General features: G+C 62.4%; 27 protein-coding genes, 1 tRNA gene and 1 pseudogene. 13 read left to right on the top strand and 16 right to left on the bottom strand.

What is annotated here, in order from left to right:
• Nucleotides 1-29 precede the first annotated feature (29 nt).
• Nucleotides 30-752 (top strand): CE1759 family FMN reductase, encoded by a 723-nt coding sequence (locus NKH30_RS05275; protein WP_352469679.1) that lies wholly within the window; start codon nt 30-32, stop codon nt 750-752.
• Nucleotides 753-784: 32 nt separating this feature from the next.
• Nucleotides 785-997: pseudogene (locus tag NKH30_RS05270) on the top strand (hypothetical protein); the annotation flags it as partial.
• 43 nt (nt 998-1,040) lie between these two features.
• Here the strand turns inward: NKH30_RS05270 and NKH30_RS05265 are convergent.
• Nucleotides 1,041-1,117, bottom strand: a tRNA-Met gene (locus tag NKH30_RS05265).
• 236 nt (nt 1,118-1,353) lie between these two features.
• Between NKH30_RS05265 and NKH30_RS05260 the strand changes: the two genes are divergently transcribed.
• Nucleotides 1,354-2,313, top strand: coding sequence for a Gfo/Idh/MocA family protein (locus tag NKH30_RS05260; protein WP_352466761.1), 960 nt, complete (start codon nt 1,354-1,356; stop codon nt 2,311-2,313).
• Between the two features lie 13 nt (nt 2,314-2,326).
• On the opposite strand, the gene mnmA is transcribed toward NKH30_RS05260, so the two are convergent.
• Nucleotides 2,327-3,517 (bottom strand): tRNA 2-thiouridine(34) synthase MnmA, encoded by a 1,191-nt coding sequence (gene mnmA, locus NKH30_RS05255; RefSeq protein WP_352456412.1) that lies wholly within the window; start codon nt 3,515-3,517, stop codon nt 2,327-2,329.
• Nucleotides 3,518-3,778: 261 nt separating this feature from the next.
• Here mnmA and sciP point away from each other — a divergent pair, with 261 nt between their 5' ends.
• The gene (sciP, locus tag NKH30_RS05250; protein WP_023679563.1) at nt 3,779-4,054 is read left to right on the top strand and encodes a CtrA inhibitor SciP; all 276 of its coding nucleotides are present in this window, start codon (nt 3,779-3,781) and stop codon (nt 4,052-4,054) included.
• A gap of 57 nt (nt 4,055-4,111) precedes the next feature.
• Here sciP and NKH30_RS05245 read toward each other — a convergent pair whose 3' ends face one another.
• Nucleotides 4,112-5,038: an NADP-dependent oxidoreductase gene (locus NKH30_RS05245; RefSeq protein ID WP_352540957.1), complete on the bottom strand. Its 927-nt coding sequence runs from the start codon at nt 5,036-5,038 to the stop codon at nt 4,112-4,114.
• 93 nt (nt 5,039-5,131) lie between these two features.
• Here NKH30_RS05245 and NKH30_RS05240 point away from each other — a divergent pair, with 93 nt between their 5' ends.
• Nucleotides 5,132-5,527: a winged helix-turn-helix transcriptional regulator gene (locus NKH30_RS05240; RefSeq protein ID WP_352540958.1), complete on the top strand. Its 396-nt coding sequence runs from the start codon at nt 5,132-5,134 to the stop codon at nt 5,525-5,527.
• Between the two features lie 62 nt (nt 5,528-5,589).
• Here NKH30_RS05240 and NKH30_RS05235 read toward each other — a convergent pair whose 3' ends face one another.
• Nucleotides 5,590-5,967, bottom strand: a complete 378-nt coding sequence (locus NKH30_RS05235; protein WP_023719275.1) for a flagellar export protein FliJ — start codon at nt 5,965-5,967, stop codon at nt 5,590-5,592.
• Nucleotides 5,968-6,417: 450 nt separating this feature from the next.
• Here NKH30_RS05235 and ctrA point away from each other — a divergent pair, with 450 nt between their 5' ends.
• Nucleotides 6,418-7,113 carry a response regulator transcription factor CtrA gene (gene ctrA / locus NKH30_RS05230; protein ID WP_006203583.1) on the top strand — a complete coding sequence of 232 codons (696 nt, stop codon included), beginning with the start codon at nt 6,418-6,420 and terminating at the stop codon, nt 7,111-7,113.
• A 105-nt stretch (nt 7,114-7,218) separates the two neighbouring features.
• Here the strand turns inward: ctrA and NKH30_RS05225 are convergent, their stop codons facing one another.
• Together NKH30_RS05225 and chpT are read right to left on the bottom strand one after the other, a co-directional pair.
• Complete coding sequence (locus tag NKH30_RS05225) at nt 7,219-7,587, bottom strand: response regulator (protein WP_352994467.1); 369 nt, start codon at nt 7,585-7,587, stop codon at nt 7,219-7,221.
• Between the two features lie 240 nt (nt 7,588-7,827).
• Nucleotides 7,828-8,457 (bottom strand): histidine phosphotransferase ChpT, encoded by a 630-nt coding sequence (gene chpT, locus NKH30_RS05220; RefSeq protein ID WP_352452917.1) that lies wholly within the window; start codon nt 8,455-8,457, stop codon nt 7,828-7,830.
• Between the two features lie 340 nt (nt 8,458-8,797).
• On the opposite strand from chpT, the gene NKH30_RS05215 reads away from it, so the two are divergent.
• Together NKH30_RS05215 and NKH30_RS05210 are read left to right on the top strand one after the other, a co-directional pair.
• Entirely contained in the window at nt 8,798-9,379 is a 582-nt protein-coding gene (locus tag NKH30_RS05215) for a DUF1134 domain-containing protein (protein WP_023679557.1), read from the top strand.
• Between the two features lie 147 nt (nt 9,380-9,526).
• On the top strand, nt 9,527-10,690 hold the full coding sequence (locus tag NKH30_RS05210; protein WP_352540959.1) for a coiled-coil domain-containing protein: 1,164 nt from the start codon (nt 9,527-9,529) through the stop codon (nt 10,688-10,690).
• Between the two features lie 37 nt (nt 10,691-10,727).
• On the opposite strand, the gene NKH30_RS05205 is transcribed toward NKH30_RS05210, so the two are convergent.
• Entirely contained in the window at nt 10,728-11,525 is a 798-nt protein-coding gene (locus NKH30_RS05205; protein WP_352502237.1) for a TrmH family RNA methyltransferase, read from the bottom strand.
• A 312-nt stretch (nt 11,526-11,837) separates the two neighbouring features.
• On the opposite strand from NKH30_RS05205, the gene NKH30_RS05200 reads away from it, so the two are divergent.
• Entirely contained in the window at nt 11,838-12,842 is a 1,005-nt protein-coding gene (locus NKH30_RS05200; RefSeq protein WP_352540960.1) for a L,D-transpeptidase, read from the top strand.
• Nucleotides 12,843-12,914: 72 nt separating this feature from the next.
• Here the strand turns inward: NKH30_RS05200 and NKH30_RS05195 are convergent, their stop codons facing one another.
• From NKH30_RS05195 to NKH30_RS05180, 4 genes are all read right to left on the bottom strand, one after another.
• The gene (locus NKH30_RS05195; protein WP_352540961.1) at nt 12,915-13,253 is read right to left on the bottom strand and encodes an ArsR/SmtB family transcription factor; all 339 of its coding nucleotides are present in this window, start codon (nt 13,251-13,253) and stop codon (nt 12,915-12,917) included.
• 173 nt (nt 13,254-13,426) lie between these two features.
• Nucleotides 13,427-14,188 (bottom strand): HugZ family pyridoxamine 5'-phosphate oxidase, encoded by a 762-nt coding sequence (locus NKH30_RS05190; protein WP_352540962.1) that lies wholly within the window; start codon nt 14,186-14,188, stop codon nt 13,427-13,429.
• Between the two features lie 16 nt (nt 14,189-14,204).
• Complete coding sequence (locus NKH30_RS05185) at nt 14,205-14,966, bottom strand: SDR family NAD(P)-dependent oxidoreductase (RefSeq protein WP_352994463.1); 762 nt, start codon at nt 14,964-14,966, stop codon at nt 14,205-14,207.
• 63 nt (nt 14,967-15,029) lie between these two features.
• Nucleotides 15,030-15,584, bottom strand: a complete 555-nt coding sequence (locus tag NKH30_RS05180) for a GNAT family N-acetyltransferase (protein ID WP_352540964.1) — start codon at nt 15,582-15,584, stop codon at nt 15,030-15,032.
• A gap of 281 nt (nt 15,585-15,865) precedes the next feature.
• Between NKH30_RS05180 and NKH30_RS05175 the strand changes: the two genes are divergently transcribed.
• Both NKH30_RS05175 and NKH30_RS05170 read left to right on the top strand, forming a co-directional pair.
• A complete protein-coding gene (locus tag NKH30_RS05175; RefSeq protein ID WP_352540965.1) occupies nt 15,866-16,855 on the top strand; it encodes a glutathione S-transferase family protein in 990 nt (329 codons plus the stop codon).
• A gap of 119 nt (nt 16,856-16,974) precedes the next feature.
• Nucleotides 16,975-17,124 (top strand): hypothetical protein, encoded by a 150-nt coding sequence (locus NKH30_RS05170; protein WP_352540966.1) that lies wholly within the window; start codon nt 16,975-16,977, stop codon nt 17,122-17,124.
• A gap of 306 nt (nt 17,125-17,430) precedes the next feature.
• Here NKH30_RS05170 and NKH30_RS05165 read toward each other — a convergent pair whose 3' ends face one another.
• The gene (locus tag NKH30_RS05165; RefSeq protein ID WP_352994458.1) at nt 17,431-17,928 is read right to left on the bottom strand and encodes an NUDIX domain-containing protein; all 498 of its coding nucleotides are present in this window, start codon (nt 17,926-17,928) and stop codon (nt 17,431-17,433) included.
• A 53-nt stretch (nt 17,929-17,981) separates the two neighbouring features.
• Here NKH30_RS05165 and NKH30_RS05160 point away from each other — a divergent pair, with 53 nt between their 5' ends.
• Nucleotides 17,982-18,926: a metallophosphoesterase family protein gene (locus tag NKH30_RS05160; protein ID WP_352980572.1), complete on the top strand. Its 945-nt coding sequence runs from the start codon at nt 17,982-17,984 to the stop codon at nt 18,924-18,926.
• 75 nt (nt 18,927-19,001) lie between these two features.
• On the opposite strand, the gene NKH30_RS05155 is transcribed toward NKH30_RS05160, so the two are convergent.
• The 4 genes from NKH30_RS05155 to leuA all read right to left on the bottom strand — a co-directional run bounded on the left by NKH30_RS05155 (nt 19,002) and on the right by leuA (nt 24,461).
• Nucleotides 19,002-19,619, bottom strand: a complete 618-nt coding sequence (locus NKH30_RS05155) for a hypothetical protein (RefSeq protein ID WP_352772490.1) — start codon at nt 19,617-19,619, stop codon at nt 19,002-19,004.
• Nucleotides 19,620-19,753: 134 nt separating this feature from the next.
• Nucleotides 19,754-20,557: an alpha/beta fold hydrolase gene (locus NKH30_RS05150; RefSeq protein WP_352994455.1), complete on the bottom strand. Its 804-nt coding sequence runs from the start codon at nt 20,555-20,557 to the stop codon at nt 19,754-19,756.
• A gap of 227 nt (nt 20,558-20,784) precedes the next feature.
• Nucleotides 20,785-22,581, bottom strand: a complete 1,797-nt coding sequence (locus NKH30_RS05145) for a tetratricopeptide repeat protein (protein WP_352822376.1) — start codon at nt 22,579-22,581, stop codon at nt 20,785-20,787.
• A gap of 143 nt (nt 22,582-22,724) precedes the next feature.
• Entirely contained in the window at nt 22,725-24,461 is a 1,737-nt protein-coding gene (leuA, locus tag NKH30_RS05140) for a 2-isopropylmalate synthase (protein ID WP_352994452.1), read from the bottom strand.
• A gap of 677 nt (nt 24,462-25,138) precedes the next feature.
• Here leuA and NKH30_RS05135 point away from each other — a divergent pair.
• Complete coding sequence (locus tag NKH30_RS05135; RefSeq protein WP_352994449.1) at nt 25,139-26,305, top strand: ATP-grasp domain-containing protein; 1,167 nt, start codon at nt 25,139-25,141, stop codon at nt 26,303-26,305.
• Nucleotides 26,306-26,307: the final 2 nt, after the last annotated feature.

Here is a 26,307-nt window from a genome sequence, read left to right as displayed (position 1 = left end):
GTGGTGTCTTCAGGGAAAGGATTAGAGAGATGACGAAGACCATCGAGAACAGGGGGAAGCCCATACGGCTCGTCGTGGTGAACGCAGGCGTAAATGATCCCTCCACAACGCGGATGCTGGCCGACCGCATCGCACAGAAGAGCATCGAACGTATCACTGGTACGGGAAAGACCGCCGTCCTTAGCGTCATCGACCTGGCTCCGCTTGCAGTCGATATTGCGCGTGCCGTGGTGGCCGGATTTCCCGAGGCCAAGGTGCAGTCCGTAATCGAAACGCTTGCCGGCGCCGATGCCGTCGTTGCCGCCACGCCAGTCTACAAGGCCGGTGTCAGCGGGCTGTTCAAGTCGTTCATCGATATCCTCGACAACGACTTGCTCATTGCCAAACCGGTGATCCTCGCCGCGACGGCCGGCACCGCCCGCCATGCGATGGTCGCGGACGCGCAGATGCGCCCACTTTTCGCGTTTCTGCGCACTTTTCCCGTGCCGACGTCGATCTTTGCTGCCCCGGAGGATTGGGGGTCGCCGGAGCTCGGCGGTCGCATCGATCGAGCTGCTACCGAGCTCACCCAGTTCCTGTTGAGTGGCACCAGCCGATCCATCGCGGACGCGGCATGGAAAGGCTATCAACACCAGTTCGCAGGCAATGCGGCGCGCGCGGAGCGCAGCGCTGCCGATGTCAATTTCGACACCGATCTGATGAAGCTGGCCGCAGGAGGGACGGCTGTAGAGCGGATGATCGTCAGAGGCTGAGGGAGCTGAATCTCCTTGCCCAATCCTTTGGCCTAGTTATCGCTTGCGGCCGCATCTGCATGCACAGGAAGAAGATCAACGTCTCGACCGTGCTCGCCGGTCAGAGGCTGGGAATCAAGGAGATCGACGACGGCATTTGGCTCGTCAGCTTCATGCATTACGATCTCGGGTATATCGACTTGGAACAGAGGACCTTGCAGACCATCGACAACCCGTTCGGCACGAGGTTGTCACCCATGTCTTAAGTACAATCTGTTACCCATGTCTCCGGGTTGGACAAGGTAGTGATGGTAGCGGGAGAGGGACTTGAACCCCCGACCCCAGGATTATGATTCCCGTGCTCTAACCAACTGAGCTACCCCGCCAGGGCGGCGAAGGCCCGAAATCCAGCTTAAATCGGCAGGCATATCGGCGCGTTCGCCAAGGTCGCGCGGATATAAGGTTGCGAGGCCAAGCCTGTCAAGCATCGAAGTGGCTGCCGCGCCGGCATATTGCTGGCGCCGAAAGCTTTGCCGGGCAGACATTTGGGCGCACAGGCCGGGGTTGAGTTCAGCGAGGCACGTCGCTATGTCTCGGCCACGAAAGTCATGGTCATGAATTCATGAAACCGCGCATTGCAGTCCTCGGTTGCGGATACTGGGGCAGCAACCACATCCGCACCCTAAAGGCGCTCGGCGCGCTGCATGCGGTTTCGGACGTCAACCCCGCGCGCGCGGAGGGTTTTGCCAGCGAGCAGGATTGCCTGGCCATAGAGCCGGAGGCGCTGTTTGCCCGCGACGATGTCGACGCCATCGTCATGGCGCTGCCGCCGCAGTTCCATGCCGACATGGCGGTGCGCGCCGTGCTCGGCGGCAAGGACGTGCTGGTGGAGAAGCCGATCGCGCTGACGGTGGCCGATGCCGAACGCTCGGTGCAGGCGGCCGCCGATAATGGCCGTGTCTTCATGGTCGGCCACGTGCTGCGCTTTCATCCCGCCTTCGAGACGCTGAAGGCGCTGATCGACAATGGCGAACTCGGCGAAGTCCGCTACATCCATTCGCATCGGCTCGGCCTCGGCAAGTTCCACACCGAAAACGACGCGCTATGGGATCTGGCGCCGCACGATCTGTCGATGATCCTGGCCATCACGGGCACCGAACCGGTCGAAGTGCGCGGCGAAGGCGCTGCTCTTCTCGACAATCTCAGCGACTTTGCGCATCTGCACATGCGCTTTCCCAACGGCCTGCGCGGCCATCTGTTCGCCTCGCGGCTCAACCCTTACCGCGAACGGCGGCTGACCGTTGTCGGCACCAAGGCGATGGCGGTGTTCGACGATGTCGAGCCGTGGGAGCGCAAGCTTGCCGTCTATCGCCACGCGGTGTGGCAGGACAGCGGCCAATGGGCGTTCACCGCCAACGAGCCGTCCTATGTCGCGGTCGGTGAGGGCATGCCGCTGACGCGCGAGTTGGAGCATTTCATCCACTGCATCGAGACGCGGGCCGAACCGCGCACCAGCGGCGAGGAGGCCATCCGCGTGCTGCGCATCCTGACCGCCGGCACCGTCGCCCATACAAGGCCCTAAGAGAAAACGCCGTCTATTCGGCGGGTACCCGCGCCGGCTGGACGGCAAGCCGCGTCAGCATCGCCTCGGCCTCGGCGCCGCGCTCGGAGCGCTCGATGAAGCCGCCGCCGAACACGCGCGCCTCGTTGCCATCGTCGGAATAGAGCACGCAAGCCTGACCGGGCGCGATGCCGGATTCGCCGTCTACCAGTTCCACCGAAGTGACACCGGCGCGGTGATGCAGCACGGCCGGGCGCGGCGGCCGCGTCGAGCGCACCTTGGCGAAAAGCTCAAGCCCGGCCGCCGGGATAGCGGTCAGCGGGCCATCGCCCAGCCAGTTCATGTTGCGCAAGAAGATCTTGTGGGTCTCCAGCGCCTCGCGCGGGCCGACGACGACGCGGGCCCGGTCGGCGTCGAGATGAACGACGTAGAGCGGCTCGCCCGAGGCGATGCCGATGCCGCGGCGCTGACCGACGGTGTAGCGCAAAATGCCCTCGTGGCGGCCAAGCACGCGCCCGTCTATATGGACGATGTCGCCTGGATTGGCGGCAGCCGGCTTCAGCTTGGCGATGATGTCGGAATACTTGCCCTGCGGCACGAAGCAGATGTCCTGGCTGTCCTGCTTGGCCGCAACCGTCAGTCCCATCTCCTCGGCGATGGCGCGAACCTCAGGCTTCGACAGGCCGCCGAGCGGAAAACGCAGATAGTCGATCTGTGCCTGGGTGGTGGCGAACAGGAAGTAGCTCTGGTCGCGGTCGGCGTCGACCGGCCGGTAAAGCGCGCGGTGGGCGCCATTGGCGCCGGAACGGATGTAGTGGCCGGTCGCCAGCGCGTCGGCGCCGAGTTCCTTGGCGGTCGCAAGAAGGTCGGCGAATTTCACCGTCTGATTGCAGGAAACGCAAGGGATCGGCGTTTCGCCGGCGACATAGCTCTCGGCGAACGGGTCGATCACCGCCTTGCGGAAGCGCTCCTCGTAATCGAGGACGTAATGCGGGATGGCGAGCGTCTCGGAGACGCGGCGGGCATCGTCGATGTCCTGGCCGGCGCAGCATGAGCCGGCCCGGTGCGTTGCCGCGCCGTGGTCATAAAGCTGCAGCGTGACACCGACGACGTCGTAGCCCTCGCGCTTCAGGAGGCCGGCAACGACCGACGAATCGACACCGCCCGACATGGCGACGACGACGCGGGTGTTTTCGGGGCGTCCGGGAAGATCGAGGCTGTTCATGGTTCTTTCGTTCTGCGCGGCGCTTCAATGCCAATGGCCGGAATATAGGTCAAGCGTCTCGGCTGCGCCAGCTTTGCCGGGCCGGCTCATTTTTCCTGCCGGGTTCAATGCGCTTGCCGGCAGATGTTTCAAATGCCGATGAAAAGGCTAACGCCGCGTTCATGATCCTTACCTAACCATTAGGGTCTGCTTAGGCAAATTTTAAAGCTGTGGCGGTAATGTGGTGGGGATTGGGTCTTTGAGTTTTTTGTAGAGAGTACGATGACCGATCTAATTAGACCGCGAGTCAAATATGTTATCGGGCCGGACGGCAGCCCACTTACCATCGCCGATCTGCCGCCGACAAACACACGTCGCTGGGTTATCCGGCGCAAGGCGGAAGTGGTGGCGGCGGTGCGTGGCGGGCTTTTGAGCCTCGAAGAGGCATGCCAGCGCTACAAGCTCACCACCGAGGAATTCCTGTCCTGGCAAGCGTCGATCGACGAATACGGCCTTGCCGGCCTGCGCACCACGCGCATCCAGCAATACCGGCATTAGGCCGATAAGGGCGCTGATCAGCGCCCTTACGTCTGCGAGGGTCGACGATCTGCAATTTCAGACCGTCAGCACCACCTTGCCGATCGGCCTGGTGGCGAGAAAGGCATGGGCGGCACCGGCCTGTTCGAGCGGAAACGCCTTTGCCACGTGGACGGCCAGCTTTTTCGCGTCGATCAATTTGCCGAGCTCCACCAGAGCGGCACGGTCGGGCACTACGGACATGCGCTCGACGCGGATGCCTCGCGTCCTGGCCTTTGCCTTGGTGGCATCGCTGACATCGAGCAGCGACACCAGAACGCCGCCGGCAGTGAGCACTTTCAGTGATTGCTCCGCATGCACGCCGCCGAACGGGTCCAGAACCAGATCGATGTCGCGGGCCTTCGCGGTGAAATCATCCCTTGTGTAGTCGATCACCTCGTCGGCGCCGAGCGAGCGGACGAAATCGAGCTTTTCCGGGCTGGCGGTCGCGACGACGTAAGCGCCGTGCGCCTTGGCGATCTGCACCGCCAGGTGGCCGACGCCGCCGGCTCCGGCGTGGATCAGCACGCGCTTGCCAGAATCGAGCCGGCCATGGCGGACAAGGCCTTGCCAGGCCGTCAGGCCGGCCAGCGGCAGCGCGGCGGCTTGCGCGTGATCTATGCCTTCAGGTTTCGGCGCAAGCTCATCAGCCGGGACAGCGGCGAGTTCGGCGTAGGCTGCCGCCTGTTTGGGAAAGCGCGGCATGCCGAACACGGCATCGCCGACCTTGAGGCCGGAGACGCCGGAGCCCAGCGCCTCGACAGTCCCCGAAACATCCCAGCCAAGGACAAAAGGCGGCTCGCCAAGCAGCGGATAGTGGCCGCCGCGCACCGCACCATCGACCGGATTGATGCCGGCCGCTTCGATGCGGACGAGCACTTCGCCGGCTTCGGGTGATGGCGCGGGGCGATCGGCAATGACGAGGACATCGGGTCCGCCGAAGGAATTCTGGATAATGGCACGCATGGAAGGCTCTCCTGCTGGTTTTGATGTGCCACTATCATTTGGATAGTTATTTTCTCTTGTCTAGTATGTACCTTTTTGATATATATGCACCCCATGGATAGTGAAGATGGTTCCCCTTTTGGCTATGACGCCTTTCGGCGGTCGTGCCCGTCACACGCCGTGCTCGAGACGCTCGCCAGCAAATGGGTCTACCTGGTGATCTGTGCGCTGCGCCGGGGCCGGCTCCGCAACGGCGAATTGGCGCGCAAGCTCGAAGGCATCACGCCGAAAATGCTGACGCAGACGCTGCGTATCCTGGAACGCGACGGGCTTGTGCGGCGCGAGGTTTTCCCGGTCATTCCGCCGCGGGTCGAATATGAGTTGACCGAACTTGGCCAGAACCTGGCAGGGCTGCTCAATCAGATCAGAGCCTGGTCGGAGCAGCATGTGCCCGACATCAAAAATGCGCGCGCACGGGCGGCGGAACAGCAAGAAGATCTGGATGCCTGAGGCGGGCACAGTTCGGTGCGCAGCAATAGCGCGCAAGCGCGACGCGCGTTAAAGTCTTGTTTTCACCCGATCATGGCGCTGCGGCCGCCGGCTTCTGTGTCGCGCGCCTTGGTGTCGCGCGATTCCAGCATCTCGGCCTTGGAAAGCTCCGCTTCGGCTTCGCTCAGCAATGATTCGGCGACATTTCGCTGCTGGGCGAGGTCGCTTTGCGAATTTCTAAGGTTGTCGCGGCGCAGACGTGCCGCCTTGGCGAAGGTCGGATAAGCAAAGTGATTGATGTCGGTGATGCCGGCCTTCTTCTCTTCGGCAGCAATCTGAAGTTCCAGCTCGACGGCCATGCGCTCGAATTCGGCGATCATCATGTCGAGCTGCAGCAGCTGCCGCCGCTTCTCGCTCACCTGAAATTGCTTCAGCCGAACGAGGTTTTCACGTGACTTCATGATTCGGTACTCCCGGAAACGCACACCTGCACATATCGTCCAATTCACCCGGCAAGGCCCAGGCTTGACCCGTTTCCACCGGCTTTCCCCGAACTATGGGAAACAAACTCCTAAAGTTTTTTGCCGGCGGTAACCATTCGTTTACGGGCATTGTTAATCATACGGCTCAGGACTTAAGGGCGGGTAAAAATTCTGCTTCTCGTCGGGAAACCCGGCCAACGAGTCCGAAGAGTCACTTAGTCTGGCTTATTAATGTGCTGCGTTAACGGTTTGGGTCTGTGATTCGTTATTGGATTCAACAAGGTGTAGAAAGGGGTTAAAAAATCTGATACCGTCATGGACGGGGAATTAGGTTTTATTAACCATTCGATGGCAGCCTCTGCTCAGGCAATCACTGCTCCGGTCCTGGACGGGTCGTGAAATGGTCCGGCAGCAGAAAAGGGGAATGAAATGCGCGTTCTGCTGATAGAAGACGACAGTGCAACCGCACAAAGCATCGAGCTGATGCTGAAATCGGAAAGTTTCAATGTCTATACGACTGACCTTGGTGAAGAGGGCGTCGATCTAGGCAAGCTTTACGATTACGACATCATTCTCCTCGACCTCAATCTCCCCGACATGTCGGGCTATGAAGTTTTGAGAACACTTCGCCTGTCCAAGGTGAAGACGCCGATCCTAATCCTCTCCGGCATGGCCGGCATCGAGGACAAGGTGCGCGGCCTCGGCTTCGGCGCCGACGATTACATGACCAAGCCCTTTCACAAGGACGAACTGGTCGCCCGCATCCATGCCATCGTGCGGCGTTCCAAGGGCCACGCCCAGTCGGTCATCACCACCGGCGACCTAGTGGTCAATCTCGATGCCAAGACCGTTGAGGTCGGTGGCCAGCGCGTGCATCTGACCGGCAAGGAATATCAGATGCTGGAACTGCTCTCGCTGCGCAAGGGCACCACGCTGACCAAGGAAATGTTCCTTAACCATCTCTATGGCGGCATGGATGAGCCAGAACTGAAGATCATCGACGTCTTCATCTGCAAGCTGCGCAAGAAGCTTGACGCCGCGTCTGGCGGGCAGAATTACATCGAGACCGTCTGGGGCCGCGGCTATGTGCTGCGTGAGCCCGAAGATATCCGCGTCAGCGCCTGAACTAGGGGCGTGATCCCAAGGTGGGCGCCGATTTTTTCGGAAAAGAACCCGGCAGAACAACAAGATAGAGCCGATCCGATTTTCGTCGGAATGGAACAGCTCTGATCAGGCGGCAATCTTCAAGGCGCGGAAGCACTCGAGCAGTTGCGGCCGGTTGAACGGCTTCAGCAGGTAGCCCTGGGCGCCGGCTCGTTTTGCCCGCATGATCGCCCCGACATCGACCTCGACCAGCGAAATCAAAACCTGCGGCAATACCGGGCTTTCCATGGCGCGCAGGCGGCGGATGAGGTCCTGCGCCTGCATGTCCGGCAAGGCGCCGTCGACGACGATGATATCAGGCATGTCGGCCGCGCACATCTCGATCGCCTCGTTGCCGCTGGCGGCTTCGATCACCATCATGCCGGAACCGCCCAGGATACGCCTTGCGACCTTCCTGATGACGCTCGAATTGTCGACGAACATGCAGCGTTTCATTCCGGGACCCTCTTTGCCATGCGGCGAACCGGCAGCGTCGTGGCATCTGCCGGGGAACATAGGCCGATCTGGTAAAGAAGCCGAAAAGCCGTTAGGTAAAATTTTCCTGAAGGTGTTTTAAGTGAAATCTTCTTTCGCAATGCTTCACGCAATCAATCCGCAAGCCCGCCCCACAGATGTTAGGAACAACGCCGCAAATATGACTTGAGAAAAATACTTTCCCCACTCTTTAGGAGAACTTCAGGCTGCCGAAAGGACGATCTCGTCGGCGGTCGCATGGATCGAAATCGTCATGTTGGCTTCGCGGGCCAGGAGCAGCGTGTAATAGGGCTGCACCGAATGCGCGTCGATCGGCTCTTCCGGCCTGTGGCCGGAATGCAATTCCAGGAATTTGGGCGGCACGCGGAGCATCGGGCCGCTCGCCGCGAGCGCAAAGCGCGGCTCGGTCTCGAGGTTCTCCAGCGTGACCACCAGCCTGCCGCCGCGCGGAATGGCGGCGTTAGCGACGAGGATGAGATTGAGCAGCAGCTTGACCTTGTTCTTGGGCAACAGTGCGCGGGTTCCGTTCCAGATCAGTTCCGGCTTCTCGTTCTTCAGGAAGGCGATGGCCACGGCCTCGGCGTCCCCGGTGTCGATCAGCATGCCGGCGGAACCGGCGGCGCCGAAGGCGATGCGGGCGAATTGCAGGCGGGCGGAGGCGTTTTTGGCGCTTTGGCGGATCAGCTTCATGGCGTCTTCGTCGGCGCCGCCTTCGTCGAGCAGCTCAAGCCCGTTGTTTATGGCGCCGACCGGCGAAATGATGTCGTGGCAGACCCGGCTGCACAGCAGCGCTGCCAGATCGGGTGCGGAAAGGGTGAAAAGCTCGGCCATCGGCAAAAATCCCTGCAAATTTCACAACACAATGACCGGGCGATCATGATCACGCCTGTCCACACGAATCACGCTCTCTCCCAAGCATTCTGAATACACAGCGCTTGTGCGTGCAGCAACAAATCCGAAATCATGATTGTCGAAAATGGCGTGTTCACGCAGCAGGGTGCTGCGCGGGCGATGTGAAAACAGCCTTCGAACCGCCATCTTCATGTGGGAGTTTAATGGTTGAAAAAGGATTACGGCATAGTTTGCCCCTAACAGTCATCCTTAACGGCCGCCAAAGAGCCGTACGGGTGCGAGGCGTCGGCGAAAGTGCTCCCTGACGGAGATTGGAAGCATGGTTTCCCGATTCTACGACCGGACTTTTTTCCGTGTCATCTCAATGACGATCGCGCTCATCGGCCTTGTCGCCTTTTCGGCATCGGCCGCGCGGGCGCAGGAATACACCGCGCAGGAGATCGTCGATTCCGGTCATAAATTCTTCGGCGCGACGTCGGGCGGGCTCGCCACCGTCGTCGAGAAGATTTTCGCCACCTATGGCCTGCCGAACGGCTATCTGCTCGGCGAAGAGGGGTCCGGGGCGCTGATCGGTGGCCTGACCTATGGCGAAGGCACGCTCTACACCAAGAATGCCGGCGACCACAAAGTGTTCTGGCAAGGCCCTTCGCTCGGCTGGGATTTCGGCGGCGAGGGCTCGCGCGTCATGATGCTGGTCTACAATCTCGACGATGTGAGCAGCCTGTATAATCGTTTTGGCGGCGTCGCCGGCTCCGCCTATGTCGTCGCCGGCGTCGGCTTCAACGTGCTGAAGAACAACAATGTGCTGCTCGTGCCGATCCGTACCGGCGTCGGCGCTCGTCTCGGCGTCAATCTCGGCTACCTCAAGCTCACCCAGCGCGCGACCTGGAATCCGTTCTGACCTGCATGATGGCGCCACTGCGATTGGAGCTGTGATCCCACGGTCTGAGCTTTGCCGCAGCATACTCTTGCCGTGGTGCCGGATTTCCGTCATGCGAAGATGGCAAAGTCGACCTTTGGCGGTTGCCATGCACAACGGATAGTCATCTTGGTCCAGTCGATCCTGTTCTTTGTTCTCGGCTTTCTCTGCGCCGGCTTTCTGGCGCTGATGATTGCTCCGGCCGTGTGGCGGCGGGCGGTGGCGCTGACGCGCAAGCGCGTCGAGGGCTCGATGCCGTTGACGCTGGCCGAGATCCAGGCGGACAAGGATCGCATTCGCGCCGAGTTCGCGGTTTCGGTGCGCCGGCTTGAAATGAACGTCAAGTCATTGCGCGAGAAAGCCGCCGAACAGCTGGTCGAGATCGGCCGCGACCGCGAAGCCCTGAAGGAATTGGCGGCCGAGCGACAGGACAAGAACCGGGTCGTCGCCGATCTTACAGCCAGCGGCGAGGAGCTTCGCAAGCGCGATGAGCAACTGCAGCAGCTGTCGGAACGGCTTGCGGAGACCGAGCGCGCCCTCGAAAAGCGCGGGCTCGAACTGCGGAAACTGGAGCACATGTATGACGACGCCAGTTTTTCATCCAGCAGCCGGCAGATCGAGCTGGTGGCGCGCGAATCCGAGCTGCAGAAGTTGGCAAGCGACATTTCGCTGCTGCGCGGCCAGCGCAAGGAGGCGGACAGGCGCAGCCAGGAATTGGCAGCCGAAAGCAAGGTTTTGCGGGACGCGCTGAAGGCCGAGAAGAAAAGAACCGGCGACCTGGAAAAGAAGGTCGAACGCCTGCTCGCCTCGCTGGCCGATCGCGAGGACAGGCTCGAGCGCCGCGAGAAGGAACTGGTGCGCCTTCGCGAAAAGCCGAAAGGCGCTGAAAGGGCGCCTGCGGTGGGTCTTGCCGGCGTGCCAGGCAGTCAGGTCAATGTGGCCGCCAACGGCGACATCGAACAGACAACCGCCAAGCTCGACGCCGACCGCGAGCGGCTGGAGGCCAGGCTGACGTCGCTGGCACGCGAGAACAGGCGGCTGAAGACAGATCTTGCTGCCGTCGAAACGTCGAAATCGCGGACCGGAGACGATACCGGCAGCGCCAGCGCGGCATTGCGCGAAGAGATGAACGATCTGGCGGCGCAAGTCGTGGCCTTGACGGCAAAGCTCGACGGGCCGGATTCGCCGATCGCCCGGGCGCTTGCAGCGCCTGAGGATACGCGGCCGGGGAGCGGCGGACGCAGCCTTGCCGATCGGGTGCGGGCGCTGCAGAAGGCCGCTTCGACCGACTAAGATTCCACAAGCGCGAGCGGGACGCCCCGGCTCTAAATTAGGCTCCGGAAAAATGATGCAGCGCGATGGCTGATGCGGCGGCGACGTTCAGGCTGTCGAAGCCCTGCGCCATACCGATCCGCAGCGTCTGCAGGCGGGCAAGCAGGCTTTCCGGCAGGCCTTCGCCCTCGGTGCCGAGATAGAGCGCCAGCCGCTCGTTTCTCTTGGCATCGCGAATGTCGATCTGCCCGCGCGGCGACAAGGCGAATTGGCTGAAGCCTTGCCGGTCGAGCATTGCGGTGCAGCCCGCGGTATCGGCAAAGCAGGCGAAGGGGACTTTCAAGGCCGCGCCCACCGAGACGCGGATTGCCTTGCGGTACAGCGGATCGCAGCAGGTCGGATCGAGAAGCGCGGCATCCGCGCCAAAGGCGGCGGCATTGCGGAAGATCGATCCCATATTGTCATGATTGGCGATGCCGACCAGCACCACGATCAGCGCGCGGGCGGGCAGTGCGCCGAGCAAAGCTTCAGCGGAGACGGCCGCGCCCTTGCGGCCGATCGCCAATATGCCGCGATGCATGTGGAATCCGGCAATCCTGTCCATGACTTCGCCGGATGCGACATAGATCGGAAGCCCGGCAGGCGCCTTGCGCAGGACGTCATCGAGGCCGGCCAGCCGGTTCTCGAGCACCAGCACCGATTCTGCCTCGAAGCGACGGGCGGCAAGCAGCGTGTCGAGCACCACCTTGCCTTCGGCGACGAAACGGCCCTGCCGGCCGGCAAGATCGCGTTCCCGGATGTCGAGATAGGCGGCGACGCGAGGATCCTGCGGGTCGTCTATGCGGATCGGATTCATGGCTTCCTCGGCGGATCTTGGCGTCGGCCGCGAATCGGGATTCGGCTTCGGAAGGCATGATGCCGGATCCGAAGCTCTGACCGTATCTCAGCGTCCAAATGGATGCACGCCGTTCTAACGGTCAAATCCAATCACAAGGCGCCGGGCCGAGACGCCTTGCCTGGCCTCCTGGCGGCATGGAGATATTGATTCCCGCGGCACGGCACTTCGGCCAAGCCGCTTCAATGCAGAATTTCGATGGGGCGAAGGAACCCCACGGGGCCATGCCGCGTCATAGAGGCGGGCTCCTGCTGCGGTCCTGGGAGGACATCGATGATCAGGCTCCTCCTCGTCTTTACCGCCACGCTTGCCCTTGCATGTGGCGTGGCCAGCGCGGCCAAGCTCGATCCAGCCACCGTCAATCAGGCCCAATTCACTATCGGCGAACCGAAGGGTGTCGATCCGATGCTGCTGAAGGCGCAGATCCTTCTGGATCGGGCCCGCTTCTCGCCGGGCCTGATCGACGGGCGCCTTTCCCAGAACTTCGCCAAGGCCGTCGCCGCGTTTCAGGCGGCAAACGGACTTCCGCCCGAGGGCAAGCTCAGTCCACAAACCTGGAGCAAACTCATCGCAACCTCCGCCAGGCCGGTGCTGGTGACCTATGAGGTGATGCGCAAGGATGTGCGCGGACCTTTCACCAGGCGTATTCCGGCTCGCTTGGAGAGGATGGCCCGCTTGCGGCGGCTCGGCTACCGCAATGCGGTGGAGAGGTTGGCCGAGCGCTTCCACGTCAGCGACCAATTGCTGCGAATGCTCAATCCGGGCACCAGCCTCAGGAAACCAGGCAGGACCTTGGTGGTGCCTGATGTCGGCAGAGGCGACCCTCCCGCCGGCGTCGCCACCGTCGAGGTCGACAAGGGCGCTCGCCTGGTGCGTGTGCTCGACCGTGCCGGCAAATGGCTGGCGGTCTACCCCGCCTCGATCGGGAGCGAGGAGAAGCCGGCGCCAAGCGGCATGGCGGAGGTCAGGCGCGTGGTGCACAACCCTACCTATCACTACGATCCGGACTTCGCTTTCAAGGGGGTCAAGACCAAGCGGCCCTTCACCATCGCTGCCGGGCCGAACAACCCCGTGGGATCGGTCTGGATCGATCTCTCGATCGAAAGCTACGGCATCCACGGCACGCCCGAACCGGGCAAGATCGGCACGACCTTTTCGCATGGCTGCATCCGGTTGACCAATTGGGATGCCGAAGACCTTGCCTCCATGGTGCAGCCGGGCACGAATGTCGAGTTCAAGGGCGAGATTGCGCAGGCCGCCGACGAGCGCGTTCAGTAGCAAAGCGGACTTGGCAGCAAGGCGGACTTGGCAGCAAAGCGGATTTGGCGGGGCGTTCTCCGCTCCGGCCGCTCAGGTCCCGGCGCGACGCAGCCGGTGAGCCATCTGCGACAGTTCACCTTCGCCGAAAATGCCGTCCAGCATGTGCAGCAATTCGTGCACCGCCGCGGACTTGCAGGAATAATAGATCATTTGCCGGTCGCGGCGGGTCTCGACAAGGTCGGAAGCCCTGAGCTTGGCCAGATGCTGTGACAGGGCGGATTGGCTGAGCGACACCTTCTCGGCTATGGCGCCGACCGACATCTCGCCCTCGGCCAGATAGCTCATGATCAACAAACGTTTTTCGTTGCCCATCAGCGTCAGAAACGCAGCCGCGGTTCCGGCGTTGGCGACTAGTTTGTTCGAGACCATAGATCCCCCATGCCTTCTTGCTCATCCGCCGCTATGGGGGCAATAGCGTCGGATTCCATAGACTTTCCCTATAGATGCACGCCAGCGATTCAGCGTCACTCGCAAAGGTAGAACATTTCGCTCAAATCTCAAGGCTTGCTTTCCACGCAAGCCGATTAACTGTGCGGCTGTGATTAATTTGCCGATCGGGCCGCCTTGGCCATGTCAACCAGGACAGGCCTGAGGTCGCGCGCCGCTCTCAGCGGCTCGGGGAAGAAAACCCGACAGACATTGTCGCCCGATATGAGATCCATCCCGTCGGCGTCGAACCCGGTGACGATCCAGCCGTCACTCTCGGCCCCGCCGAAATGACTTGCGTAGAGGGCAATCGCATCGAGATGGTCGGCGTTCATGTGGTCGAGCGCCGATTGCTCGCCGGCGGCAAGCTCTTCGACGATCGCTCCCGTCGCGACCAGATCGGTGCGGTCGAGCAGATAGGCCTTGCCGAAGCCTCCGTTCAGGCTGGCGCGCTCCGGTTCGAGCCGGAAAATCGAGAAGTCGCCGAGCCCGGCATAGAGTTTTGCCTTGGGGTTGCGGTTGAGGTAGCGCCGCTCGGCGCGGGCGTGTTCGTTCGATCCGCGCTCCAGCCGCACGGCGCGGCAGACGAGCGTCAATCGCGGATGCGCCAGCGGATCGCTCCTGCCGGGTTCGCCGACGAGCAATGAGCAGCGCGGGTCGGCAAGGATGGCGCCGGTATGAGCGGACAGCATCGATACCAGGATCAATGGCGTGCCGTCGATGTCTGTGGCGACGCCGACCCGGCTGGCCAGCGGCGAACCGGTTCCTGGTTCGAGCACTGCCAACGCACCGAAACGGGCGCTGCGGATCAGCGTCTTTGCCAGCCTGATCGCCTCGGTATCGGTCGCGCGGATCACGTCTTTCCTGGGTTCGTCCAAGGCATCACCGTCGCATTTATTTCGGCGCCATGCGGATGGCGCCGTCGAGGCGAATTGTCTCGCCGTTGCGCATCTGGTTCTCGATGATGTGCAAGGCAAGTGCCGCGTATTCCGAAGGCTCGCCCAAACGGGAAGGGAAGGGCACAGCGGCGCCGAGCGAATCCTGCACCTCCTGCGGCATGCCGGCCATCATCGGCGTCCTGAAGATGCCGGGTGCGATGGTGCAGACGCGAATGCCGGAGCGGGCGAGATCGCGCGCCACCGGCAGCGTCATGCCGACGACGCCGACCTTGGACGCGGAATAGGCGGCCTGGCCGATCTGGCCGTCATGGGCCGCGACCGACGCGGTGTTGACGATGACACCGCGCTCGCCGCCCTGCAGCGGCTCGAGCCTGGCGGTCCGGTCGGCGACCAGGCGGATCATGTTGAAGGTGCCGATCAGATTGACCTCGATCACCTTGCGGTATTGATCGAGCGGATGCGGTCCGTCCTTGCCGATCGTCTTCATGCCGACAACGATGCCGGCGCAATTGACCAGGATGCGCGGCGCGCCGAGCGTCTCTGCCGCTTCCGCGACTGCGGCGGCACCGCTCTCGGCGTCGCTCACATCGCATCGGACGGCGATGCCGCCGACGTCAGCCGCCACCTTGGCCGCACGCTCGATACCGAGATCGAGGACGGCAACCCTGGCGCCGCCGGCGGCAAGAGCGCGCGCCGTCGCCTCGCCAAGGCCGGAGCCGCCACCGGTGACGATCGCAATCTGGCCGTTCGGGTTCATCTCGACGTCCTCCTCCGTGCCCAGACTATGCCGCCAAGCCACCGTGCGACAGCACCGGCATGGTCATGCCATCGCGGCGATGTGCGCGGCAATCCTTGCCTGGTCGGCGTGGCAAACCTCGCCCGCCAGCCTCGCCAACGCGCCCGGCACGATCTCGTGCGCCAAAAGCCGGTCGGGGTCGACCGGACGCGGCATCGAGATCTGCCCGCGCGGCAGCCTCCTGAAGCCGAGCGGGCCGTAGTAGGGTTCGTCGCCGACCAGCATCACCGCCGGCGCGCCGGCCTTGGCGGCGGCTTCCAGCGCGATTGCCACCAGCCGGCGGCCGATGCCGAAATTTTTGAAGGCCGGCCGCACAGCGAGCGGCCCGAGCATCAGCGCGCGGCCGGCACCGGCGGCGATGCGCGTCATCCGTACCGAGGCGACGACGATTGCGCCATCGACGGCCACGAAGGACAAAGCCCGTTCATGCGGGCCACCTTGGCGGATCTTGTAGGCGGCGAGCACGAAACGGCCTGGCCCGAAGGCCTCGTCATTGATGGCTTCGATTTCAGGATCGTGCGCCGGAGTTTCCGGCAGGTATTTCACGTCGGCCAGGTATTTCAAGTCGGCAAGGCTCATGGTCTTTGCGTTCCGGTATGCGAGGAAAGGTTTGCTGCAAGCGGCAGCGTTCGCCAGTCAGCGCTTCATCAAGCGCGGGCGCTCTTTCGTCGTCGGTCGAACCGGATCACGGCAAAGTCGAACATGCGGATGTCCGCTAGCACCAATTTTCAGCCGCCGCAATCGGCCCGCGCAGCCGACGCGCACTCGACGACGCAGCCGTTGACGATCTGTTCAGCATCGGGGATTTCCGCGGCGCCGCTTGGTGCCCTACATCGGGTAGGAACGCGAAAGGATATTGCATGGGATTGCTAGTCGAAGGCCAATGGCAGGACCGCCGGTACGATAGCGGGGAGAGCGGCGGCAAATTCGTGCGCGCGCAGTCGCAGTGGCGCGACTGGGTGACCCGCGACGGCGCGCCGGCCGAAGGGCGAAAACGCGGCTTCAAGGCCGAGCCCGGCCGCTACCACCTCTATGTCTCGCTCGCCTGCCCGTGGGCGCATCGGACGTTGATCTTTCGCGTGCTCAAAAAACTCGAGGACGTGATTTCCGTCTCGGTCGTCCATCATTTCATGGGCGCCGACGGCTGGACGTTCCTGGCCGAGGACGGCGCCACCGGCGACACGCTCTACGGCCTCGATTTCCTGCACCAGATCTACACCAGGGCCGATCCCGGCTATTCGGGCCGAGTCACCGTTCCGGTGCTGTGGGACAAACGCGAGCAGACCATCGTTTCCAACGAATCCTCCGAGATCATCCGCATGCTCAATTCGGCCTTCGACGAATGGGGCGATGCCAGGCTCGATTTTTATCCGCAACCGTTGCGCGGCGAGATCGATGCGATCAATGCGCTGGTCTATCCCGCGGTCAACAACGGCGTCTACCGTGCCGGCTTCGCCACCACGCAGGCAGCCTACGAGGAGGCATTCGGCGAATTGTTCTCGGCGCTCGACATGCTGGAGGACCGTCTGTCAAGGCAGCGCTATCTCGTCGGCGGCCGCATCACCGAGGCGGACTGGCGGCTGTTCACGACACTGGTCCGCTTCGACCCGGTCTATATCGGCCATTTCAAGTGCAATCTGCGCCGCATCGCCGACTATCCGAACCTGTCGAATTACCTGCGCGATCTCTACCAGGTGCCGGGCGTCGCCGGCACGGTGAATTTGCACCACATCAAGGCGCATTATTACGGCAGCCACGAGACCATCAACCCGACGCGCATCGTGCCGGTCGGGCCGGAGCTGGACTACGGCGCGCCGCATGACCGGGACAGGTTCAGGAAGGCGGCGTGAAATCAGCGATCTAGCGGAAGGTCTCGGAGTCCATCTTTGCCCTTCTAACGAGTTCAGCTTTCAATATGGTATTTCCAAATCGATTGGAGTAGCCGAGCGACGTTGCAAGGAACGCAACGATGCCGCTGATCATGACGATCACGACCGACATCTGGGGCGGGATTGCGCGTAACAATCCCGACGGCAGAAGCACAGCCATTCCCAAAATCATTTCTATCAGGGTTGAGAATCCGACCATTTTCCAGAATTCAGTGCGAGTAAAAAGCTGAGCATGTCGCTTTATAAAAACGAAATATGTCACGAATGCCGCAACTAATTGTATTGTGAATTGGATGAATCTTCCAACTTTTGCTAACATGTATGGATCTATCCCAAGAACTATTGTCGAAATTAACGCTATAACGGAAAATGTTGTCACATTAATTCCCGTGTAAAGTGATACATAGAGCGCGATTCTAAATCTATCGTTTTGGCTGTGTTGCATTTTTTCTCCTCATCGCTCAGCATTTATCTCTCTGAGAACAATGAATGCTGCCGGTCTATACCGACGTAGCCAAAGCTGTTGAAGAGATGATCTACCAGTAAGGCGATGCCGAATTCCCCCCAAAAACTTCGGCAATCCGCCGCAGCGTCGCCGGTGTCGTGCCCTGGGGCAAGCGGTCGAGCGGGAAGAAGCCGGCTTCGGCGATCTCGCGGTCGGGCAGCTTGGGCGCTGTCTGGTTGAACGCCTCGACCAGATAGAGGCCGATATGGTCGCGGCGGCTGGCGCGGCGGTTGAAATGCAGCGACTTCAGCACCGGCGGTCCGGTCAGCGCGATGTTGCCTTCCTCGAAGATTTCGCGTGTCAGCGCTTCGATCATCGTCTCGCCCAACTCGACGCCACCGCCCGGAAGGTGCCAGCCCGGGACATAGGTGTGGCGGATGAGGAAGACGGAATTGGAGGGGCGGTCGTGGATCAAGCCGCGCACGCCGAGCGTCATCGGCCGCCGCAGTACGAAATACAGGTGAAACAGCCTTGCCCTGAAGCCCGGCCAGCCGGTCTGGCGCAGGGCTTGCTCGGGATCCGGCGTCATCGTCCGCGAAACCGTGAGTGGAAAGCGGCGCGCGGCTCGCCTATGAAGAAAAGATGTTCAGGCTCGCGCATATTTCCGATGTCCATCTGGGGCCGCTTCCCGATGTAACCTATCGCGATCTCGCCTCCAAGCGCGTGGTCGGTTACGTCAACTGGCAGCGCAACCGCCGCCGCTACATGCACGATGCCGTCATCGACACGATCGTCGCCGACATGAAGGCCAGCGGGCCGGACCATCTCACCATCACCGGCGACCTGGTCAATCTGGCGCTCGACGGTGAGCTCGAGATGGCCAAGCACTGGCTGGAGACGCTGGGCTCGCCCAATGACGTGTCGGTGGTGCCGGGAAACCATGATGCCTATGTGCCGGGCGCCTTCGACAAGACCTGCCGGTCCTGGGCGGCGTGGATGACCGGCGACGGCGTCAATACGCCGGTCGATCGCAACACCTTTCCCTATTTGCGCGTACGCGGCAATGTTGCGCTGGTCGGCGTCACGACGGCGCGCGCCACGGCTCCGTTCATGGCCAACGGCTTCTTTCTGGAGGGCCAGGCGGAACGGCTGCGCGACATGCTCGACGCCACGGGCAAGCGCGGCCTGTTCCGGGTGATCATGATCCACCATCCGCCGGTGCGCGGCGCGGTTTCGCAGAACAAGCGGCTGTTCGGCATCTCGCGCTTCCACAAGGTTCTTCACCGGCATGGTGCCGAGCTTGTGCTGCACGGCCATTCGCATGTGCCGTCGCTGTTCTTCATCGGCGCCCGCAAGATCAAAATTCCGGTGGTCGGGGTCGCCGCGGCGGGGCAGGCGCCCGGCAGTTCGCATGCGCCGGCGCAATATAATCTGCTCGACATCGACGGTGAAAAGGACAATTGGCGGATCAGGCTGACGCGCCGCGGCCTGACCGGGCCGGCATTGCCGCCCAGCGATCTGCAGACGCTGGAGCTTGGCGTGGGGGCCGAGGCGTCGATGGCCAGAGCAATTCCAGGAAAAGTGTGAAGCGGTTTTCAGTCCGGAATTGCGTCAAAACAAAGAAATAGAGCGGTTCAGCGTTCCGTGAAACGCTGAACCGCTCTAGAAGCTGATTTTCATCGCGACGATGCGGTCCCAGAACAACACGAGCGAAATCGCCAGGCCGACCAGCGCGCCGGCGGCGATCAGGCCGAGGCCCGAGAAGAACGCCGACCAGCCGTTGCTGCGCGCAGCGATCTGCAGCGGCGGCTCGGCCTCCGCCACCAGGGCGCGTTTCAGGCCGGCGACGGCTTGCTCGATGCCGCCTTCCATCATTCTCTGGCGTTCGACAACGCGCTCGGCGACATAGCGCGTCACCTGGTCGGCAACGACCTTCATGTCGGTCGATTCGGCGAGGACGACGCGGCCGATGCGCGTGTCCTTGAGAAAGCGGTAGGTGCGACGGTCGCGTCCCATGGCGACATGGCTGACGGCGTCGATCCACAGCCGTGGCTGCAGGCCGGACGAGACGGCGAAGTCGAAACTGTCCATGTCGGTGGGCACGTCGGCGAAGACCGACGCGAGTTCGGCGGCAAGCAGATCGAGCCGCATGCGATGCGCTTCGCGCATGTCGACGACGACGTCATCGCGGTCGGCGAAGGCGTTCTTGACGTCGCGAATGGCATCGGACAGTTTTCGCGACTGATCGATCTGGGTGATGTTCTCGCCTGCGTCCTTCATCGGCGTTGCCTCGCGGGTTTGGTTAACACCGAATTAACACAGCCGCCGGCAAAATGCACTTGCGAGATCGATGGGCCGGCAAGGGGTTCGCTGGATGAGCACAAGCGCCGCCGCCGTGCCTGCGCCAAGATCGATCAGCTCGCCGCAGCGGCGAATCCTGGACGAAGTCGCCTGCTGCGGCGCCGCATATTGCGACGGACGGCCTCGACGACCAGGCCGGGCGCTTCCTGGACCAGCATATGGCCGGCTTCCAGCACGTGGTGCAGATGAAAATGCTTCGGCACGCTGTCCGCCTGGCTGACGGGCAGCATCGCGTCGTCGGTTCCCCAAACCACCATGATTGGCATATTCAGCGTTTCAAGCCGCTCGTTCGGGATGACGCCTTGCCGATCATCCCTGGTCATGGCGGCTGCGAGCTCGACAAGTGTACGCAACTGGCCGGGCCGCTGGCGCATCTCGCTGACGAGTTCGACCCTATGCTGCGGCAGCCGGCTTTGCGGTCCCGACATGGCGGCAAGACAGGCGCGGATTTCATCCATGCCGGCAGCGGCGGCGTAGCGACGCAGCAGCGGACCATTGATCTCAGGACCGAAACCGCCCGGCGCCAGCAGCGTCAGCGACGCCATTCTTTCGGGCTCGCTCAATGCCATCAGGGCGGCCACCGCGCCGCCCATCGAATGACCGACGAGATGGGCCCGCTTTATCCCGCGAGCGGAAAGATCCGCAAGGACGGCACTCGCTGCGATCCTGGCCGGACCGCCGCCCGGAAAATCGAGCGACAGCCCATGTCCCGGCAGATCATAGGCCAGGGTCCGCGCGCCGGGCGCCAGAGACTCGGCCACATCGCGCCAGTCGTCGTGGCAGCCACCGAAACCATGCAGGAAGGCGATCGTTGTCGGGCCGGCGCCCCGTTCGGCAGCGTAAAGGGATGGGGTCATGCAAACTTTATGGCTTGGTGCCGGAATCAGTCAGGATGCCGGGGCGGTCTTATGCGAGGATCAGTCTTTGCGGGAGGTCAGACTTATGTGGAGATCAATCTATGCAGGATCAGACCTATGGGGGATCAGATTGGCCGGTTCAAATTGTGTCTGAATTGCGCTTTGGCCGTCCGGATGGCCAGTAAAATCTTCGCGATCACCTGACGTCGTGCACGCGCCGGGAGACGTCAGCTGGCGCCGCCAAGCCCGGCGGCACGCAGGGCCTCCACCAGCCGGTTGGTCAGATCGGCGGGATATCTTCGTTCGACGAAGGTTGTGCGCGGATCGGCTGCGAATTTCGGAAATTTGGTGGTCAGTTCCTGCAGCAGCCTGCTCGCCAGCTTCTCGCGGCCGGCAGCCTTGGCGCCGATCAGCCGCGCCGCCAGATAATGCGATTTCATTTCAGTCGTTCGCAAGCCGTCGCTGGCAAGCGTGGCCCTGTTCATGTCGCCCATCATGAACTCTCCGGCGAACAGCCCGTAATCCCACCATGTCGGATGGGCGCTGGCGATGTCCACCGCGTGAGCAAGGATCGGGGCGCCCTCGCTGTACTTGCCGGCGAAAACCAGCCCGTAGCCGTAGGCGGCGGCCATTGCGAGATCGTAGGGATTGAGCTCATAGGCCTTGCGCATCCAGCGGATCGATTCCGCGGAATCGCCCATGCGCGAATTGAGGTAACCAAGGGCGCGGTGCGCGTAGGGGCTGGTCGGGCCCATCTGGATGGCGCGATGGGCAAACGTCATGGCTTTGTCGATCGTCGCGTCGGCGGGGTAGGGATAGTGGTCGGTGACCGCTTCGAGATGCAAGGACGCAAGTTCCGAATAGACGAGCGACGACTTCGCCTCCCGGTTGGCAAGATCTTCGAGGCAGCGGTAGGCGGCTTCGTGCGTCTGGGCATTCTGGTCGAGATAATATTTGCCGTTGAGCACCAGACACGCCGTCAGCCCGGTCTGGATGCCGCTCTGCTCGATGTAGTTGTAGATCGTGCCCGAGGCGGGAAGAGCCGAGGTCAAAATGCCGGAGATCTGGTCCTCGATGGCGGTGTTCGCGCTGTCGCCGGCGGTCAGGTTGCGTGAGAGCAGCACGCGGCCGGTCGCCACGCTTTGCAGCTCGAGCATGATGTCGCCGCTACGCGGCCCGGGCAGGACATCGAATACGAAGCTGGCGGCGTCGGTTACTGGATCGGGCGGGCTGTCGGCATCACGGCCGATGAAATTGATGGTATCGAAGCCGCTGAGGCCGGCGCGCAGCGATGCGGCGACACGGCGAGCCAGGTCGCTGTCGGCCTTGATGGCGATGTAGACCTGGGGGAGGTTTTCAACCGGAGGCGCTGCTATGCTGCCGGTCGCCACCGCAGTCTCGACCGCCGTGTCGCCGCCGGTCAGCAATACCACGCTACCCTGGCGAAGGATCAGCACACCCAGCATGAGGATGACCAGCGCGATCGCCAGCCAGAAGAACTGCAAATGGCGTTGCAGCGAAGGAGCAGCAGGGGCGACGGCTGGAACGCTCAGCAATGCGGCCGGATGTGCCCGGTTGCGGGCGTCCTCCAGCGATCCGGGCGGGGCGGTCGTCGCCGCTTCCTCTGTTGCCAGCTCCGGCTTGCTTTCTGCCTTGGGCTCCACCTCCGCCGGCAAGCGAATGGCGTTGAGTTCGTAGGACGGAACATAGCCGCCGCGCGGAATGGCGATGCGGACCGGTTCGGCAACGCCCTCATTGGCGAAATACTGCTGCAGAAGCTCGCGCAGCCTGCCGGCCTGCACCCGCACCACCGCATCGGTCGACGGATCGAAATCGCCGTCCTTGCCGAACACGTCCATCGCGATGGAGAAGCCCTTGAGCCTGTCGGCTTCGCCTGCCTGCTCGCGCTCGACCAGGTAGCGGAGCAGCTTGCGCGCGCGCTCGGATCGTCCGAACGTTTCGCTGGCAAGCAATCGCTCCAGCGTTTCGCGCACTGCGGGGGCGGCAGGCGTGGTATGCTGCAAGTGTCGATCCCTTCGAATTCGGCACAGGTTGAGGTACAATCATATCGCGCTGGCGGCGCCTTACAAGCATGTGCTTATGGTGCGATAGCGTACCCACCGGATAAAATTTCCGGTGGGCTGATGCGCGGGCCTGGCAGTCCCGGCTAGCCGCCCTTTCGGCCGACGATGCGGTTGGCGGCCGAAACCACGGCTTCGAGCGACGCGGCGACGATGTTGGTGTTGATGCCGGCGCCGAACAGCTTGCCGCTGGGATGTTCCATCTCGACATAGGAAATGGCCGAGGCGTTCGAGCCGCGCTGCATGGAATGCTCGGAATAATCGAGCACCGACATCGGCACCCCGACATGGCGCGACAGCGCATCGACGAAGCCGTCGATCGGGCCGGTGCCGGTGCCCGATATGGTCACCTCCTTGCCCCTGTCGAGGATCACCGCTTCAACCACGCGCCGGCCCTTGACCTCGGTGTCGGGGTAGGTGTGGTGGTCGAGGAACTTCAGCCGCGCGCCGGGCTGGTCGACATAGGTGTCGAGAAAGCGCTCGTAGATGCGCCTGGCCGGCACCTCCTTGCCTTCGGCGTCGGTGATCGCCTGGATGGCCTGGCTGAACTCGATCTGCAGGTTGCGCGGCAGGTTGAGGCCGTAATCCGCATGCAGCACATAGGCGATGCCGCCCTTGCCGGACTGCGAGTTGATGCGGATGATGGCTTCATAGCTGCGGCCGACATCGGCCGGGTCGATCGGCAGATAGGGCACCTCCCAATGCGGCGTGTTGGCCTTGCGCAGCGCCTTCATGCCCTTGTTGATAGCGTCCTGGTGCGAGCCGGAAAAGGCGGTGTAGACGAGCTCGCCGACATAGGGATGGCGCTCGGGGATCTTCAGCTGGTTGGAGTATTCGTAGACGTCCTTCATGCGGTTGATGTCGGAGCAGTCGAGCCCGGGATCGACGCCTTGCGTGTACATGTTGAGCGCCAGCGTCACGATGTCGACATTGCCGGTGCGCTCGCCGTTGCCGAACAGCGTGCCTTCGACGCGGTCGGCGCCCGCCATCAGGCCGAGTTCGGTGGTGGCGATGCCGGTGCCGCGGTCATTGTGCGGATGCAGCGAGATCAACAGGTTCTCGCGGTTGTCGAGATTGCGGCACATCCATTCGATGCGGTCGGCGTAGATGTTGGGCGTCGACATCTCGACCGTGGAGGGCAGGTTGATGATCAGCTTGTTCTCCGCCGTCGGCTTGACGATCTCGGTGACGGCGTTGCAGATCTCCAGTGCCACTTCGAGCTCGGTGCCGGTAAAGCTCTCCGGCGAATATTCGAAACGGTAGCCGCCGCCGGCTTTGGCCGCCATGTCGGTGATCATCTTGGCCGCGTCGGTGGCGATGCGCTTGATGCCGGCGACGTCCTTCTCGAAGACGACGCGGCGCTGCAGCTCGCTGGTCGAGTTGTAGAAATGGACGATCGGATTGGTGGCGCCCTTCAGCGCCTCGAAAGTGCGGGTGATCAGTTCCGGCCGGCACTGCACCAGCACCTGCAGCGAGACGTCGGCGGGCACGTTGCCTTGTTCGATGCACCAGCGGGCGAAATCGAAGTCCGTCTGCGAGGCCGACGGGAAGCCGATCTCGATCTCCTTGAAGCCCATGTCGAGCAGCAGGGCGAACATGCGCGCCTTGCGTTCCTGGCCCATCGGATCGATCAGCGCCTGGTTGCCGTCGCGCAGGTCGACCGAGCACCAGATCGGCGCCTTATCGATCACTTTCGAGGGCCAGGTGCGATCGGCAAGACCGACGGTCGGATAGGGCTGGTACTTGCGGGCAGCATCCGGCATGCCCCTCGCGGGGCTGGCGGTTTCCTCTACATTCAGACGGATATCTTCTCGTGCGTTCATCGTCTTTTCTCCCGGCGGCTCGCGGATCCAGCTTCAGGCGGATTGGTGGCGAGCGGCGCCTTTACCAGAATTTCGTTCGCTTGATGTGACGTGCCAATTTTGTGACTGGCCAAGGAGCGTGCGCGTGAGCGGCGAATTCGACCGCCGGGCGCTCCTTCAGCGAACCCGGCGATCGCCGATAAGGCCGAGAAGCAGCAGGGTGGAGGCAAACGCGCGGACGGTCTGGCCGGCAATGCCGGTCGGACGAGACGCAAAAGAGGTGGCGCGCGGGCTCATGCGGTTTTCATACAGGAGCGGGCAAAGCGAGGCAAGTGGGGGCATTGGAGGTGGGTGAAGCTGCCGATCCAGCCTCTCAAGACCTGGGTTCCTCGCCGTCGCGAAACGGGGGAGAGGAACCCAAGCTGCAATGAAGGCGCGGCGCCGACATCAAGCGATTTTTCCTGATTACAGCAACTTTGTTCTTGCTTTGTGCCGGCAGCTATGCTACTAATTTGGGTATGGTGCTGACTGGCGCCGAGGACCCGCTGTCGTGGCGGGTTTTTTATTTCACGGTTTTGGCGTCACCTTTCGCGGGCCCAGCCGCTCACCTGATCCAGTTGCTCTTCCCCGAGCCCGGCAAATGCGCCAGAGTCGATTGTCGGCGGGGTGCGATGGCTCGCCGCCGGGAGGGATGGTCCATGAATTTCGTGTTCTTCTCGCCGCATTTTCCAGCCAATGGCGCCGATTTCTGCGACCGGCTGAAGAAGGCCGGCGCCACCGTGCTCGGCATTGGCGACGCGCCGTTCGATGCGCTGGACGGCAAATTGAAGGCAGCCCTTTCGGAATATTACCGCATCGACGACATGGAGGAGTACGAGCCTGTGTTCCGGGCGATCGGCCATTTCATCCACAAATGGGGCCGCGTCGACCGGTTCGAATCGCTCAACGAGCATTGGCTGGAGCTGGAAGCCAATATCCGCACCGACTTCAACATTTTCGGCACCAAGCTCGACTTCGTCAAGAATTTGAAACGCAAGAGCCGCATGCGGGCGTTCTTCCGCAAGAGCGGCGTCGAAACCATCCCGCAACGCAAATGCTCCGACCGCGCCGGCGCCATGACCTTCATCCGACGTGTCGGCTATCCCGTGGTGGTGAAGCCGGATTCGGGCTCCGGCGCCTCGAACACTTTCAAAATCTCCAACACCGGCGAACTCGACAGCTTCTTCAGGGACAAGCCGGAAGGCGTCAGCTTCGTCATGGAGCAATTCATCGAAGGGCTGGTGGTGACCTATGACGGGCTGGTCAACCGCGACGGCGAGGTGGTGCTGGCCGCCAGCCACCGCTACGACCAGAGCGTCATGGAGGTGGTCAACCGCGACCGCCATATGAGCTATGTCTGTTTTCCCGAGATCAGCCGGGCGGTCGAGGAGGCCGGCAGGAAAATCCTCAAGGCGTTCGACGTGCGCGAGCGCTTCTTCCACATCGAGCTGTTCGAAACCAGGGACGACAGGGTCATCGCGCTGGAGGTCAACATGCGGCCGCCTGGCGCCTGGATGACCGATGCCATCAATTACACCTTCGATATCGATGTTTATGCCGCATGGGCCGACATGGTGGTCAAGGACGCCGCCGGCGGCCCTTACAGGGGCAAGTATTTCACCGCCTATGCCAGCCGCAAGCGGCACCTCAACTATGTGCACAGCCATGCCGACGTGCTGGCCGCCCATGGCGGCATGATCGTCCATCATCACGCCATCGAGGAGGTTTTCAGCCGCGCCATGGGAAACTACGCCTATCAGCTGCGCTCCACCGACCCGAAGGCGCTGCGCCGGGCGGTCGACTACATCCATGCGGAAAAGGCGTGAGG

Origin of the sequence: Mesorhizobium sp. M1273 (assembly GCF_040318195.1) — a bacterium.
In the GTDB taxonomy this organism is placed as follows: Bacteria; Pseudomonadota; Alphaproteobacteria; order Rhizobiales; family Rhizobiaceae; genus Mesorhizobium.
The sequence above is the reverse complement of the archived record's forward strand: the minus strand, read 5'-3'. Positions and strand labels throughout refer to the sequence as shown.

Bases quoted from the DNA above. Each gene is read 5' to 3' on its own strand.
- NKH30_RS05275 (WP_352469679.1), top strand. From the start codon at position 30: ATGACGAAGACCATCGAGAACAGGGGGAAGCCCATACGGCTCGTCGTG.
- NKH30_RS05260 (WP_352466761.1), top strand. From the start codon at position 1,354: ATGAAACCGCGCATTGCAGTCCTCGGTTGCGGATACTGGGGCAGCAAC.
- mnmA (WP_352456412.1), bottom strand. From the start codon at position 3,517: ATGAACAGCCTCGATCTTCCCGGACGCCCCGAAAACACCCGCGTCGTC.
- sciP (WP_023679563.1), top strand. From the start codon at position 3,779: ATGACCGATCTAATTAGACCGCGAGTCAAATATGTTATCGGGCCGGAC.
- NKH30_RS05245 (WP_352540957.1), bottom strand. From the start codon at position 5,038: ATGCGTGCCATTATCCAGAATTCCTTCGGCGGACCCGATGTCCTCGTC.
- NKH30_RS05240 (WP_352540958.1), top strand. From the start codon at position 5,132: ATGGATAGTGAAGATGGTTCCCCTTTTGGCTATGACGCCTTTCGGCGG.
- NKH30_RS05235 (WP_023719275.1), bottom strand. From the start codon at position 5,967: ATGAAGTCACGTGAAAACCTCGTTCGGCTGAAGCAATTTCAGGTGAGC.
- ctrA (WP_006203583.1), top strand. From the start codon at position 6,418: ATGCGCGTTCTGCTGATAGAAGACGACAGTGCAACCGCACAAAGCATC.
- NKH30_RS05225 (WP_352994467.1), bottom strand. From the start codon at position 7,587: ATGAAACGCTGCATGTTCGTCGACAATTCGAGCGTCATCAGGAAGGTC.
- chpT (WP_352452917.1), bottom strand. From the start codon at position 8,457: ATGGCCGAGCTTTTCACCCTTTCCGCACCCGATCTGGCAGCGCTGCTG.
- NKH30_RS05215 (WP_023679557.1), top strand. From the start codon at position 8,798: ATGGTTTCCCGATTCTACGACCGGACTTTTTTCCGTGTCATCTCAATG.
- NKH30_RS05205 (WP_352502237.1), bottom strand. From the start codon at position 11,525: ATGAATCCGATCCGCATAGACGACCCGCAGGATCCTCGCGTCGCCGCC.
- NKH30_RS05200 (WP_352540960.1), top strand. From the start codon at position 11,838: ATGATCAGGCTCCTCCTCGTCTTTACCGCCACGCTTGCCCTTGCATGT.
- NKH30_RS05195 (WP_352540961.1), bottom strand. From the start codon at position 13,253: ATGGTCTCGAACAAACTAGTCGCCAACGCCGGAACCGCGGCTGCGTTT.
- NKH30_RS05185 (WP_352994463.1), bottom strand. From the start codon at position 14,966: ATGAACCCGAACGGCCAGATTGCGATCGTCACCGGTGGCGGCTCCGGC.
- NKH30_RS05180 (WP_352540964.1), bottom strand. From the start codon at position 15,584: ATGAGCCTTGCCGACTTGAAATACCTGGCCGACGTGAAATACCTGCCG.
- NKH30_RS05175 (WP_352540965.1), top strand. From the start codon at position 15,866: ATGGGATTGCTAGTCGAAGGCCAATGGCAGGACCGCCGGTACGATAGC.
- NKH30_RS05170 (WP_352540966.1), top strand. From the start codon at position 16,975: ATGCCGCTGATCATGACGATCACGACCGACATCTGGGGCGGGATTGCG.
- NKH30_RS05165 (WP_352994458.1), bottom strand. From the start codon at position 17,928: ATGACGCCGGATCCCGAGCAAGCCCTGCGCCAGACCGGCTGGCCGGGC.
- NKH30_RS05160 (WP_352980572.1), top strand. From the start codon at position 17,982: ATGTTCAGGCTCGCGCATATTTCCGATGTCCATCTGGGGCCGCTTCCC.
- NKH30_RS05155 (WP_352772490.1), bottom strand. From the start codon at position 19,619: ATGAAGGACGCAGGCGAGAACATCACCCAGATCGATCAGTCGCGAAAA.
- NKH30_RS05150 (WP_352994455.1), bottom strand. From the start codon at position 20,557: ATGACCCCATCCCTTTACGCTGCCGAACGGGGCGCCGGCCCGACAACG.
- leuA (WP_352994452.1), bottom strand. From the start codon at position 24,461: ATGAACGCACGAGAAGATATCCGTCTGAATGTAGAGGAAACCGCCAGC.
- NKH30_RS05135 (WP_352994449.1), top strand. From the start codon at position 25,139: ATGAATTTCGTGTTCTTCTCGCCGCATTTTCCAGCCAATGGCGCCGAT.